This is a genomic window from Pseudomonas vanderleydeniana, assembly GCF_014268755.2.
Taxonomy (GTDB): domain Bacteria; phylum Pseudomonadota; class Gammaproteobacteria; order Pseudomonadales; family Pseudomonadaceae; genus Aquipseudomonas; species Aquipseudomonas vanderleydeniana.
Genome location: NZ_CP077093.1, coordinates 587321 through 599613, shown reverse-complemented (window position 1 = coordinate 599613; position 12293 = coordinate 587321). Strand labels below are relative to the sequence as shown.

Annotated in this window: 15 protein-coding genes; 5 read left to right on the top strand and 10 right to left on the bottom strand. The window is 63.2% G+C overall.

Annotated features, from left to right (window positions below; all coding sequences use genetic code 11):
* Positions 1-495 precede the first annotated feature (495 nt).
* A complete protein-coding gene (locus HU752_RS02705; protein ID WP_186683773.1) occupies positions 496-936 on the bottom strand; it encodes a DUF2283 domain-containing protein in 441 nt (146 codons plus the stop codon).
* Between HU752_RS02705 and HU752_RS02700 the strand changes: the two genes are divergently transcribed.
* Complete coding sequence (locus tag HU752_RS02700; protein WP_186683774.1) at positions 935-1399, top strand: tRNA (cytidine(34)-2'-O)-methyltransferase; 465 nt, start codon at positions 935-937, stop codon at positions 1397-1399. The two genes, HU752_RS02705 and HU752_RS02700, sit on opposite strands and share 2 nt — an antisense overlap.
* 83 nt (positions 1400-1482) lie before the next feature.
* Here the strand turns inward: HU752_RS02700 and secB are convergent, their stop codons facing one another.
* Genes secB through HU752_RS02685 form a run of 3 tightly spaced genes read right to left on the bottom strand, consistent with a single transcriptional unit; the run spans position 1483 to position 2673 of the window.
* On the bottom strand, positions 1483-1962 hold the full coding sequence (gene secB, locus HU752_RS02695; RefSeq protein WP_186683775.1) for a protein-export chaperone SecB: 480 nt from the start codon (positions 1960-1962) through the stop codon (positions 1483-1485).
* 41 nt (positions 1963-2003) lie between these two features.
* Positions 2004-2258 carry a glutaredoxin 3 gene (grxC, locus tag HU752_RS02690; RefSeq protein WP_186683776.1) on the bottom strand — a complete coding sequence of 85 codons (255 nt, stop codon included), beginning with the start codon at positions 2256-2258 and terminating at the stop codon, positions 2004-2006.
* Position 2259: 1 nt separating this feature from the next.
* Positions 2260-2673, bottom strand: coding sequence for a rhodanese-like domain-containing protein (locus HU752_RS02685; protein WP_186683777.1), 414 nt, complete (start codon positions 2671-2673; stop codon positions 2260-2262).
* 147 nt (positions 2674-2820) lie between these two features.
* Here HU752_RS02685 and gpmI point away from each other — a divergent pair, with 147 nt between their 5' ends.
* The 4 genes from gpmI (at position 2821) to HU752_RS02665 (ending at position 7926) form a co-directional block, all read left to right on the top strand.
* Entirely contained in the window at positions 2821-4356 is a 1536-nt protein-coding gene (gene gpmI / locus HU752_RS02680) for a 2,3-bisphosphoglycerate-independent phosphoglycerate mutase (RefSeq protein WP_186683778.1), read from the top strand.
* Positions 4357-4495: 139 nt separating this feature from the next.
* Entirely contained in the window at positions 4496-5791 is a 1296-nt protein-coding gene (locus HU752_RS02675; protein WP_186683779.1) for a murein hydrolase activator EnvC family protein, read from the top strand.
* Between the two features lie 31 nt (positions 5792-5822).
* Complete coding sequence (locus HU752_RS02670) at positions 5823-7145, top strand: S41 family peptidase (RefSeq protein WP_186683780.1); 1323 nt, start codon at positions 5823-5825, stop codon at positions 7143-7145.
* A gap of 1 nt (position 7146) precedes the next feature.
* A complete protein-coding gene (locus HU752_RS02665; protein WP_186683781.1) occupies positions 7147-7926 on the top strand; it encodes a divergent polysaccharide deacetylase family protein in 780 nt (259 codons plus the stop codon).
* A 234-nt stretch (positions 7927-8160) separates the two neighbouring features.
* On the opposite strand, the gene HU752_RS02660 is transcribed toward HU752_RS02665, so the two are convergent.
* The 6 genes from HU752_RS02660 to hisB all read right to left on the bottom strand — a co-directional run bounded on the left by HU752_RS02660 (position 8161) and on the right by hisB (position 12039).
* A complete protein-coding gene (locus HU752_RS02660) occupies positions 8161-8916 on the bottom strand; it encodes a substrate-binding periplasmic protein (RefSeq protein ID WP_186683782.1) in 756 nt (251 codons plus the stop codon).
* Between the two features lie 72 nt (positions 8917-8988).
* Complete coding sequence (gene hisF / locus HU752_RS02655) at positions 8989-9759, bottom strand: imidazole glycerol phosphate synthase subunit HisF (RefSeq protein WP_017904598.1); 771 nt, start codon at positions 9757-9759, stop codon at positions 8989-8991.
* A 9-nt stretch (positions 9760-9768) separates the two neighbouring features.
* Complete coding sequence (gene hisA / locus HU752_RS02650) at positions 9769-10506, bottom strand: 1-(5-phosphoribosyl)-5-[(5-phosphoribosylamino)methylideneamino]imidazole-4-carboxamide isomerase (RefSeq protein WP_186683783.1); 738 nt, start codon at positions 10504-10506, stop codon at positions 9769-9771.
* Positions 10507-10547: 41 nt separating this feature from the next.
* Complete coding sequence (locus HU752_RS02645; protein WP_186683784.1) at positions 10548-10808, bottom strand: DUF2164 domain-containing protein; 261 nt, start codon at positions 10806-10808, stop codon at positions 10548-10550.
* Positions 10808-11446: an imidazole glycerol phosphate synthase subunit HisH gene (gene hisH, locus HU752_RS02640; RefSeq protein ID WP_186683785.1), complete on the bottom strand. Its 639-nt coding sequence runs from the start codon at positions 11444-11446 to the stop codon at positions 10808-10810. Before hisH ends, HU752_RS02645 begins: the two co-directional genes overlap by 1 nt.
* Positions 11446-12039, bottom strand: a complete 594-nt coding sequence (gene hisB / locus HU752_RS02635) for an imidazoleglycerol-phosphate dehydratase HisB (RefSeq protein ID WP_017903926.1) — start codon at positions 12037-12039, stop codon at positions 11446-11448. The genes hisH and hisB overlap by 1 nt, the downstream gene beginning before the upstream one ends.
* Positions 12040-12293 lie beyond the last annotated feature (254 nt).

The following is a 12293-nucleotide window of genomic DNA, read 5'->3' as shown; positions in this document are numbered from 1 at the left end:
TCTTGCGTGAAACGTCCCGGATTCCGGGGCCTGCAGCCACTTCAGAAAAAAATCGCACACAACCTGAAGCACTTTCCCAAAGCTGGCACGCCCTCTGCAATAACCCTGGCAAGACCCAGTTTTGGGGGCCTTGGTACAGGCAGGCCAAGGAATCCCCTTCTTTACATCCGGGACTCATACCGCTCAGAGCGACGAGTCCCACACGTTTTGGGGACCCTGGTACAGGCAGGCCGGGAATCCCCATCTTTGATCCGGGACTCACCCCACACAAAGTGGCGAGTCCCAGCTGTTTCGGGGACCTCGGTACAGGCAGGCCGAGAATCCCCTCTTTAACACCCGGGGCTCACACCGCTGGTAGCGACGAGCCCCAGACCGTTTCGGGAGCCCTGGTACAGGCAGGCCAGGGATTCCCTCTTTAATCGCCGGAACTCGCACCGTGTCGAGTCCCGAACCCTTCAGGGAGCTTTGGTACAGGCAGGCCGGAGATTCCCTTTTTTATTCCTCGCGCAGGTTGATCGCCAATCTCCAGCGACCCTCGACCTTGGCTCCGGCCCAATCCCCCTGCAGGGGACGCGCGGCCACCAGCGTCAGCAATACTCCCTTGTCCGTCAGGCGCAGCCGCCAATTGGCGTCCTTGCCGGCGACCTTCAGGCGGCCAGCCTGCGCCTTGCCCTCGGCATCGAACAGCAGCGCCACGGTGCCATCCACCTGCTCACCATGGACCTTCGGCTCGCTGGAAAACCACACCACCAGCGCATCGTCCGCCGCGTCGACCTGCTGCAACTGCGCGGGCTCGGGATTGGTCAGGCGACCTATCATCAACCCCACCATCACCCCGAAAATCGCCAGGGACCCCATCACCCGCAGCATTACCTTCGGCCGCGGGTCCTCATCGGGGGTAGAATGCTGCCCATCTTCATCTTCGGAGCCGTGCATGTTTCACGTCATCCTTTTCCAACCAGAAATTCCGCCGAATACCGGCAACGTTATCAGGCTGTGCGCCAACAGCGGTTGCCACCTGCACTTGATCGAGCCTATCGGCTTCGAACTGGATGACAAGCGCCTGCGTCGCGCCGGCCTGGACTACCACGAATACGCCACGCTCAAGGTCCACCCGGACCTGGCCAGCTGCCTGGAAAGCCTCGGCCAGCCACGCCTGTTCGCCTTCACCACCAAGGGCTCGCGGTTGTTCCACGATACCCAATTCGCCGAAGGCGATGCCTTTCTTTTCGGCCCGGAGAGCCGCGGCCTGCCCGCCGAGGTGCTCGACAGCCTGCCTGGCGAGCAACGCCTGCGCCTGCCGATGCGTGAAGGCTGCCGCAGCCTGAACCTGTCCAACACCGTGGCCGTGGCGGTCTACGAGGGCTGGCGCCAGTTGGGCTTTGCCGGGGCCGTATAAACCCGCACCGCATAAAAAAAAGCGCCGCAAGGCGCTTTTTTCATCTGTGGCCGACCAAAAGGCCAACCACAACGACCCTGCCCTTACTGGACGGTCGGCGAACCTTCCTGCTGCAGGCGCTGCAGTTCCTGCGCGTACAGCGCATCGAAGTTCACTGGAGCCAGCATCAGTGCCGGGAACGAGCCACGGGTCACCAGGCTGTCCAGCGCTTCACGCGCGTACGGGAACAGGATGTTCGGGCAGAACGCGCCCAGGGTGTGGTTCATCGAAGCCGGGTCGAGGTTCTTGATCAGGAAGATACCCGCCTGCTGGACTTCAGCGATGAAGGCCACTTCTTCACCGTTCTTGACGGTAACCGACAGGGTCAGCACCACTTCGTGGAAGTCGGCTTCCAGGGCTTTCTGACGGGTGTTCAGGTCCAGGCCAACGCTCGGCTCCCACTGCTGGCGGAAGATCGCCGGGCTTTTCGGGGCTTCGAAGGACAGGTCACGCACGTAGATGCGCTGCAGGGAGAATTGCGGTTGGCTTTCTTCGTCGGCAGCGGTGTTCTGTTGGTCAGTCATGGCAGATCCTTCTTGATCTTCAGGTCTTTAGGGTTTCAGAGTCAGACGTTGAGCAATGCGTCGAGTTTACCGGCGCGCTCGAGGGCGTACAGGTCATCGCAACCACCGATGTGCTGGCTGCCGATCCAGATCTGCGGCACGGACGTACGCCCGGCCTTGTTCGCCATCTCGGCACGCACCTGTGGCTTGCCATCGACCTTGATTTCCTGGAAGGCAACCTGCTTGCTCGCCAGCAGTTGCTTGGCGCGCGAGCAGTACGGGCAGTAATCACTGGAGTAGACGACAACCTGGGTCATATCACTTCACCAATGGCAGGTTGTCGGCTTTCCAGCTGGAAATGCCGCCGGACAGCTTGGCTGCGGTGAAGCCGGCCTTGAGCAGTTCGCGGGCATGAGTGCCGGAATGCTGGCCCTGGGCGTCGACCAGGATCAGGGTCTTGGCCTTGTGCTTCTCCAGCTCGCCGACGCGCGCCATCAGCTTGTCCTGGGGAATGTTCAGCGAACCGACGATATGGCCGGCGGCAAAATCCTTGCTCGGGCGCAGGTCGATCACCACGGCCTGGTCCTTGTTGACCAGCGCAGTCAGCTGCGCCGTGCTCAGGCTCGCGCCACCGCGGCTCGCCTCGTGGGCGATCAGCAGGGCCAGCAGCAGTACGAAGGCGCCGGTCAGCAGGTAGTGGTTAGTGGCAAATGCAATCAGATGATCGACCATCAGGAGGTTCCAGGGCGTTAAAATGTCGGCCAGTATACACAGCCGTCAAGGTGGGCCAAACCCCGCCCGGCGGTGACTGCGTTTGAACTTGCCATTAAACTGCGACTCTTTTTCCATGTTCCTTCAATCCAGCCGCGAGTGGGATCTATGACTGCCACGCCTAAACCTTTGGTCCTGATCATCCTGGATGGCTTCGGTCACAGCGAGAGCCAGGACTACAACGCCGTCTACTCGGCGAAGAAACCGGTGCTCGACCGCCTCACCGCAAGCATGCCCAACGGCCTGATCTCGGGCTCCGGCATGGATGTCGGCCTGCCCGACGGGCAAATGGGCAACTCGGAAGTCGGCCATATGAACCTCGGCGCCGGCCGCGTGGTGTACCAGGATTTCACCCGCGTCACCAAGGCGATCCGCGATGGCGAGTTCTTCGAGAACCCGACCATCTGCAAGGCCGTGGACCAGGCCGTGGCCGCCGACAAGGCGGTACACATCCTCGGCCTGCTGTCCGAGGGCGGCGTGCACAGCCACCAGGACCACCTGGTCGCCATGGCCGAACTGGCCTTCAAGCGTGGTGCGCAGAAGATCTACCTGCACGCCTTCCTCGACGGCCGCGACACGCCACCCAAGAGCGCCCAGTCGTCCATCGAGCTGCTGGATGAAACCTTCCGCACCCTGGGCAAGGGCCGCATCGCCAGCCTGGTTGGCCGCTATTTCGCCATGGACCGCGACAACCGCTGGGACCGCGTGGCCCAGGCCTACAACCTGATCGTCGACGGTCAGGCCGAATTCCAGGCCGCCACCGCCCAGGAAGGCCTGCAGGCCGCCTACGAGCGCGGTGAAAGCGACGAATTCGTCAAGGCCACCCGCATCGGCGAACAGGTCAAGGTCGAAGACGGCGACGCCGTGGTGTTCATGAACTTCCGCGCCGACCGCGCCCGCGAGCTGACCCGGGTGTTCGTCGAGGACGACTTCAAGGACTTCGAACGCGCCCGCCAGCCCAAGCTGGCCGGCTTCGTCATGCTGACCCAGTATGCCGCCAGCATTCCCGCCCCCTCGGCCTTCGCACCGGGCAGCCTGGAAAACGTGCTGGGCGACTACCTGGCGAAAAACGGCAAGACCCAGCTGCGTATCGCCGAGACCGAAAAATACGCCCACGTGACCTTCTTCTTCTCCGGCGGCCGCGAAGAGCCGTTCCCGGGCGAAGAGCGCATCCTGATCCCGTCGCCGAAAGTCGCCACCTACGACCTGCAGCCGGAGATGAGTGCGCCGGAAGTCACCGACCGTATCGTCGATGCCATCGAGAACCTGCGTTATGACGTGATCGTGGTGAACTACGCCAACGGCGACATGGTCGGCCACAGCGGCGTGTTCGAGGCGGCCGTCAAGGCCGTGGAATGCCTGGATTTGTGTGTAGGACGTATCGTCGACGCACTGGAAAAGGTCGGCGGCGAAGCGCTGATCACCGCCGACCACGGCAACGTCGAGCAGATGGAAGACGAGTGCACCGGCCAGGCCCACACCGCCCACACCACCGAGCCAGTACCGTTCATCTACTACGGCAAGCGCGACCTGAAGGTCCGTGAAGGCGGCGTACTGGCGGACGTGGCACCGACCATGCTCAAGCTGCTGGGCCTGAAACAGCCCGAAGAGATGACCGGTACTTCGATCCTGACTGACCGTTAAAAGCTGAAAATCCGGCCGACAGCGTGCTGTCGGCCTACCTCTTTATCGGAAACGCCTGAAAGCAACCGCTTTTGGACGTTTTTTTTACAACGTATGGCGGGCATACTAGGCCGTCTCGTTTCCAGGTGCTGCCCGCCCCATGCTTCGCGCCCTTATCGCCCTAGCCCTGATCTGCCTGCTCCAACCGGCCTTCGCCGACGAGCGCGCGCAAACCCAACAGCAGTTGGAGTCCACGCGCCAGGACATTGCCGAACTGAAGAAACTGCTGGGCAAGCTGCAGGAAGAAAAATCCGGCGTGCAGAAAGACCTGCGCGGCACCGAAACCGAGATGGGCAAGCTGGAGAAGCAGGTCGACGCCCTGCAGAAAGAGCTGAAGAAGAGCGAGAGCGAACTGCAGCGGCTCGATGGGGAGAAAAAAAAACTCCAGAGCGCGCGCACTGAACAGCAGCGACTGATCGCCATCCAGGCCCGGGCCGCCTACCAGAGCGGTCGCCAGGAGTATCTCAAGCTGCTGCTCAACCAGCAGAACCCGGAAAAATTCGCCCGCACCCTCACCTACTACGACTACCTGAGCCAGGCCCGCCTGGAGCAGCTGAAGAACTTCAATGAAACCCTGCGCCAGCTGGCCAATGTCGAAAAGGACATCAACCTGCAGCAGGCGCAATTGCTGGTGCAGAAAGGCAACCTCGACAGCCAGCGCGAAGAGCTCGAGAAGGTTCGCCAGGAACGCCAGGCCGCCCTGGCCAAGCTCAACCAGGACGTGAAGGACCGCGACCAGAAGCTCGCCGCCCGCGAACAGGACCAGGCCGACCTGTCGAAAGTCCTGAAAACCATCGAGGAAACCCTGGCACGCCAGGCCCGAGAGGCGGAGGAAGCGCGTCAGAAAGCGCTGCTCGCCCAGCAGGAAGCCGAAAAAAAGCGCCAGCGTGAGGCCCAGGCCCTGGCCGATCGTGACGACGACAGCCCGCGTAAACCGCCGCGCTCGACCCCTGGTCCGCTGGTTTCCAGCGCTGGCGAGTCCTTCGGCGGCCCTTTTGCTTCAGCACGCGGCAAACTTCCATGGCCAGTTGATGGTCGATTGTTGGCGCGCTTCGGAGAAACCCGCGGCGATGACTCCCGTAGCAAGTGGGACGGCGTGATGATCGGTGCTGCCGCCGGCAGCCAGGTGCATGCCGTGCATGGAGGCCGCGTGGTGTTCGCCGACTGGCTGCGCGGTGCCGGTTTGCTGGTGATCCTCGATCACGGCAACGGCTACCTGAGCCTGTATGGCCACAACCAGACCCTGCTTAAATCGGCAGGGGATGTGGTAAAAGCCGGTGAGTCGATCTCTACTGTAGGCAACAGTGGCGGTCAGGACGCACCCGCGTTGTATTTCGCTATACGTCAGCAGGGTCACCCGAGTGATCCGGCCCAATGGTGTCGCGCGCAAGGATAGGCGCCGTACCTTATTTAGGAGTTCGTTCGACATGCTGCATTTGTCCCGCCTCACCTCGCTGGCCCTGACGATCGCCCTCGTGATCGGTGCGCCCCACGCGTTCGCTGCGCAACCTGCCCAGCCCGCTCCGGCGGCCGCGCCTGTCGTCACTGCCAAGGCCCCGCTGCCGCTCGACGAGCTGCGCACCTTTGCCGAGGTCATGGACCGGATCAAGGCCGCCTATGTCGAGCCGGTGGACGACAAGACCCTGCTGGAAAACGCCATCAAGGGCATGCTCAGCAACCTTGACCCGCACTCCGCCTACCTGGGTCCGGAAGACTTCGCCCAGCTGCAGGAAGACACCAGCGGCGAATTCGGCGGCCTGGGCATCGAGGTCGGCATGGAGGACAACTTCGTCAAGGTGGTGTCGCCGATCGACGACACCCCGGCGTCCAAGGCCGGTATCGAGGCCGGCGACCTGATCGTCAAGATCAACGGCCAGCCGACCCGCGGCCAGACCATGACCGAAGCCGTCGACAAGATGCGCGGCAAGGTCGGCCAGAAGATCACCCTGACCCTGGTCCGCAACGGCGGCACGCCGTTCGACGTGACCCTGACCCGGGCGATCATCCGCACCAAGAGCGTACGCAGCCAGATGCTGGAGAACGGCTACGGCTACATCCGCATCACCCAGTTCCAGGTCAAGACCGGCGAAGAGGTCTCCAAGGCCCTGACCACGCTGCGCAAGGAAAACGGCAACAAGAAGCTCAACGGCATCGTCCTCGACCTGCGCAACAACCCCGGCGGCGTGCTGCAGGCCGCGGTGGAAGTGGTTGACCACTTCATCACCAAGGGCCTGATCGTCTACACCAAGGGCCGCATCGCCAACTCCGAGCTGCGCTTCTCGGCCACCGGCCACGACGAAAGCGATGCCTCGCCAATGGTCGTGCTGATCAACGGCGGCAGCGCCTCGGCCTCGGAAATCGTCGCCGGCGCCCTGCAGGACCAGAAGCGCGCGGTACTGATGGGCACCACCAGCTTCGGCAAGGGCTCGGTACAGACCGTGTTGCCACTGAGCAACGACCGTGCGCTGAAGCTCACCACGGCGCTGTACTTCACGCCGAACGGGCGCTCCATCCAGGCCCAGGGCATCATCCCGGACATCGAGGTCCGCCAGGCCAAGGTCACCGGCGCCCAGGACGACGAAACCTTCAAGGAAGCCGACCTGCAGGGTCACCTGGGCAACGGCAACGGCGGCGCCGACCGGCCAAGCGTCAAGTCGGCCAAGGGCAAGGCCCGCCTGCAGGACGATGACTATCAGCTGGGGCAGGCGCTGAGCCTGCTCAAGGGCCTGAGCGTCACGCGCGGCAACTGATATGCGGCGCTGGACCCTGCTGGCGCTGTTCGGCTGCCTGATCGGCGTTGCCCAGGCAACGCCGGTCGAAACACCGGCACCGGCGAAAGCCTACCTGACACTGATCATCGATGACCTGGGGCAGAACCTGCCTCGGGATCGTCGTGTGCTGGCCCTGCCCGGGCCAATCACCCCGTCGATCATGCCCGACACGCCCCACGCCGCCGAACTGGCCCGCGAGGCGCACCAGGCCGGCAAGATCGTCATGCTGCACATGCCCATGGACCCAGCCACCGGGCCTTTTGCCTGGCACCCCGACCTGCCCTTGGAAGAGCTGCAGAAACGCCTGGCGGCCGCCTTCCTGGCCGTGCCTTTCACCAGTGGCATCAACAACCACGAGGGCAGCCGCATGACCGCCGAACCGGTGGCCATGGCCTGGCTGATGGGCGAGCTGCAGCGGCGCAACAAGTTCTTCGTCGACAGCCGCACCAGCGCGAAGACGGTCGGCGCCGCCGAGGCGCAGAAGATCGGCCTGGCCAGCGTGTCGCGGGATGTGTTCCTGGACAACGAACGCACGGAGCCGGCGATCACCACACAGTTGCAGACCGCAATCAGATTGGCGCGCAAGCAGGGCACCGTGGTGGTCATCGGCCATCCCTACCCGCAGACACTGGCGGTGCTGGAACGCGAGTTGCCCAGGCTCAAGGAGCAGGGCATCGAGTGGATCGACATCCGTTCGATGATTGCCCTGCGTGGCAACCAGGCCACTACGGGGCATGGCAAGGACGGCGTCTACCGCTGAAGCTGACTCGCCATGGAGAGCGCGCTTGCGGGGTGGGCGACCAATGTGGCGAGCGGGCTTGCCCGCGCTCGGCTGCAACGCAGCCGCAGAAACAGGCGACCTGGTTGATCAGGCATATTGAGTTGTCCGGGTTTGGGGCCGCTTCGCAGCCCAGCGCGGGCAAGCCCGCTCACCACAAAAAACCATCCACTACACAATCCCGCTCACCACAAGGGCTGCACCCGCCCACGCACGCTACAGATAGCGCGCCATGATCTCGTCGATCTTGCCTTCCTTGCGCAACTGATCCAGCGCCGCCTGCAACCGGGCAACCACCTCGTCCGGCACCTCCCGGTTCAGCGCCAGGTACAGCTCGGCACTGTTGAAGCGCAGCACGGTCTTGAGCCCGGTCACGCCCTCCTGGCGCGCGAGGAAGCGCCCTGCCGGGTCACCGGTGGCCCACAGGTCGATCTGCCCGCCCACCAGCTTCCTGGCATTGTCCTGGTCACGCAGCACCAGCACCGGCTCCAACCCCTGGCGAGCCAGGCTCAGCGCAATGGCATCGCCCTTGTAGGCACCGACCTTGTACTTGCGCGCCTGCGCCAATGTCGTCAATGCCAGCTTGCTGTCGGCCCGGGCGAGCATTACCCAGTCATCCGGCCCGATCGGCCCGACCCACTTGAACAGGGGTTCGCGCTCCGGCAGGCGCGCCAGCACGAACACCCCGTAACCGGGCTGTTCCAGCGCGAGCTTGTAGATGCGCTCCCAGGGAAAGCGCAGGGTCAGGCTGTAGCGGATCTCGGCACGCTTGAAGGTTTCACGGACGATATCCACGGCAATGCCTTCGATATTCTCGTCCTGGGCGAAGTTCTTGCCGTTCTTCGCCATGTTGTACGGCGGGAAGTTCTCGGTCAGCAGGACCAGCGACGTGTCGGCACTTTCCTGCGCATGAGCGGCCCCGGTCAGCAGCAGCGAAGTGCTGGCGACGGCCAGTAGAAGACGTTTGAGCATGCTGTACTACCGAAATCCATGGCGTGCCCAAGAGTGACCCGGGCCCGCCATGCTGTCCAGTGATCCGTGTATTCAGCGGACCACGATACCGCGTTGCGCCATGTAGGCCTTGGCTTCGGGGACGGTGTATTCGCCGAAGTGGAAGATGCTGGCGGCCAGCACCGCACTGGCATGCCCTTCGAGGATACCGTCGGCCAGGTGCTGGAGATTGCCGACGCCGCCGGAGGCAATCACCGGAATGCCCAGGGCATCGCTGATGGCGCGGGTCACGCCAAGGTCGAAGCCGCTTTTCATGCCGTCCTGGTCCATGCTGGTGAGCAGGATCTCACCGGCTCCCAGGCCTTCCATTTTCTTCGCCCACTCGACCGCGTCCAGCCCGGTCGGCTTGCGCCCGCCGTGGGTGAAGATTTCCCAGCGCGGCGCTTCGCCCGGCTGCGAGACCTTCTTGGCGTCGATGGCGACGACGATGCACTGCGAACCGAAGCGATCGGCGGCCTCGCCGACGAACTCGGGATTGAACACCGCCGCGGTGTTGATCGATACCTTGTCGGCACCGGCGTTGAGCAGGTTGCGGATGTCCTGAACGGTACGCACGCCGCCGCCCACGGTCAGCGGGATGAACACCTGGCTGGCCATGCGCTCGACGGTATGCAACGTGGTGTCACGGCCATCGACGCTGGCGGTGATGTCGAGGAAGGTGATCTCGTCCGCACCCTGCTCGTCGTAGCGACGGGCGATTTCCACCGGGTCACCGGCGTCGCGGATGTTCTCGAACTTGACGCCCTTGACCACGCGACCGTTGTCGACGTCCAGGCAAGGGATGATGCGTTTGGCCAGCGCCATGGTCAGTCCTCAGCCAGTGTACGAATCGCAGAAGGCTTGCGCCTCGGCGACATCGAGAGTGCCTTCGTAGATTGCCCGGCCGGTGATCGCGCCGATGATGCCCGGCGCCTTGGCGTCCAGCAGGGTCTTGATGTCACCCAGGTTGTGGATACCACCGGAGGCGATCACCGGGATGCTGGTGGCGGCAGCCAGGGCAGCGGTGAACGGTACGTTGCAGCCCTGCATCATGCCGTCCTTGGCGATGTCGGTGTAGACGATCGCCGACACGCCATCGGCCTCGAAACGCTTGGCCAGGTCGATCACCTGCACCGAGCTGACCTCGGCCCAACCGTCGGTGGCGACGAAACCATCCTTGGCGTCCAGGCCGACGATCACCTTGCCAGGGAACGCGCGGCAGGCCTCGGCCACGAACTCGGGCTGCTTGACCGCCTTGGTGCCGATGATCACGTAGCTCACGCCGGCCTTCACGTAGTGCTCGATGGTTTCCAGCGAGCGAATGCCACCGCCGATCTGGATCGGCAGGTGCGGGTAGCGCTTGGCGATGGCGGTAACCACCTCGCCATTGACCGGCTGGCCTTCGAAGGCGCCGTTCAGGTCGACCAGATGCAGACGGCGGCAGCCGCCCTCCACCCACTTGGCAGCCATGCTCACCGGGTCATCGGAGAACACCGTGGAATCTTCCATGCGGCCCTGGCGCAGACGTACGCAGGCACCGTCTTTGAGATCGATAGCGGGGATAATCAGCATCTGGCAAACCTTAAAGTCGTTTTTTCAGCTTCACTCGAGAATCAGTCTTTCTCGAGCGCCCACAGGTCGCTTTCGATGCTCTCGAACCTTTCCTTAAGGTGCGTCTGCACATCGAAAATCGCCCTGTTGTAATAGTGCGGAGCAATTTCGCGGGTAAACAGCTCGAGGATTTCCGCCGCTTCGAACGAACCCAGGTCCAGTTCGAAGCGGTCCTCCATGAACCGCTTGATCTTGTGGCAAGCCTCGCTCTCCTGCTCGGCAGTGAGCGCCATGAACGGCGGCTTGCCCTTCTTCGCGGCCATTACCAGCGGCCGTCCCAGGCGGCGAAGTTCTGCAGCAGCTGCAGGCCATGGGTATGGCTCTTCTCCGGGTGGAACTGCACGGCGAAACGCGAACCCTCGGCCAGCGCGGCGGCGAAGTCGACGCCGTAGTGGCCGCTGCCCACCACCTGCCGCGGATTGCCGGCGGTGATGTAGTAGCTGTGCACGAAATAGAACCGCGCCAGGTCCGGGATGTTGTGCCACAGGGGATGGTCCACCGCCTGCTTCACCTCGTTCCAGCCCATGTGCGGGACCTTCAGGTGCGCGCCATCTTCCTGCAGGTCCTTGCCGAAGAACTTCACCTGGCCGGGGAACAGGCCGATGCAGTCGACGCCGTCGTTCTCCTCGCTGCGCTCGAGCAGGGCCTGCATGCCCACGCAAATGCCGAGGAACGGCCGGTCCTGGCTGACTTCATGTACCAGCGAGTCGAAGCCCAGGCGCCGAATCTCCGCCATGCAATCGCGAATCGCACCGACACCGGGGAATACCACCCGGTCCGCCTCGCGAATCACCGCGGCGTCGCTGGTGATCAGTACCTTGCCGGCACCGACGTGCTCGAGGGCCTTGCCCACCGAGTGCAGGTTGCCCATGCCGTAATCGATAACCGCAACTGTCTGCATCAGAGCACGCCCTTGGTCGAGGGCATCTGCCCGGCCATGCGGTCATCGAGTTCGACGGCCATGCGCAGGGCGCGACCGAAGGCCTTGAAGACGGTCTCGATCTGGTGGTGGGTGTTGTGCCCACGCAGGTTGTCGATATGCAGGGTGACGTTGGCGTGGTTGACGAAGCCCTGGAAGAATTCCTGGAACAGGTCGACGTCGAAACCACCGACGGTGGCGCGGGTGAACGGCACGTGCATCTGCAGGCCGGGACGACCGGAGAAGTCGATGACCACGCGCGACAGCGCTTCGTCCAGCGGCACATAGGCATGGCCGTAGCGGCGAATGCCCTTCTTGTCGCCGATGGCCTTGGTGAAAGCCTGGCCGAGCGTGATACCGACGTCTTCCACGGTGTGGTGATCGTCGATATGCAGGTCGCCCTTGCTTTCGATATCCAGGTCGATCAGCCCGTGACGGGCGATCTGGTCGAGCATGTGTTCAAGAAAAGGTACACCGATATCGAATCGGGCCTTTCCGGTGCCATCCAGGTTGATCGAGGCTTTGATCTGGGTTTCCAGGGTGTCGCGCTCGACGGACGCCTTACGTTCGGCCATCACCAGCTCCGCAAAATCATTGGGCGAAAAAGGCAACCATTATAGGCGTGCGGACGACAAACAGAAACACGGAAGGTGAGTTCCCTGACGGGCTGGAACCAGCACCGTCAGGGCTATACCTGTCAGGACAACCGCCTAGTGGCCTGTGTGGCTAATTCGCCGACTCAACTTCAGGTCCAGGGATTCGCCAGACTGCGTTGCCATTCCTCGCCGTAGCCCTGCTACGACTCTTCATGGCGCCTTGCCTGGCAAAC